This is a genomic window from Neisseria sp. P0009.S007, assembly GCF_051962515.1.
This window is the reverse complement of the sequence record NZ_JBQCVF010001031.1, coordinates 1-301: the sequence shown is the minus strand read 5'-3', so window position 1 is coordinate 301 and position 301 is coordinate 1. Positions and strand designations below refer to the sequence as shown.

The following is a 301-nucleotide window of genomic DNA, read 5'->3' as shown; positions in this document are numbered from 1 at the left end:
TAAACACTCAGCTGATTCAAGAACAGGCATTGAGTGCGGATAAAAATACGCTTTTGCAACAACAAGAAACGGAAAAAGGCCGTCTGAAACAAGACTACGATTCGCTTTTAGAGCAAAACCATGCGCTGCAAGTCCAAAACGAACGCCTCTCCACACAACTGACTCAAGAAAAAGCCAATATCGACGACAAAAACAGCCTTTTACAGCAACAGGAAGCTGAAAAAGGCCGTCTGAAACAAGAATACGCCGCCCTTTTGGAGCAAAACCACGCGCTTCAAGTCCAAAACGAGCGCCTCAATAC

At 45.2% G+C, this 301-nt stretch carries 1 pseudogene; it reads left to right on the top strand.

Going from position 1 to position 301, the window contains the following annotated elements:
* Positions 1–301 (top strand): annotated as a pseudogene (locus ACTHS3_RS17625) (DNA recombination protein RmuC); the annotation flags it as partial.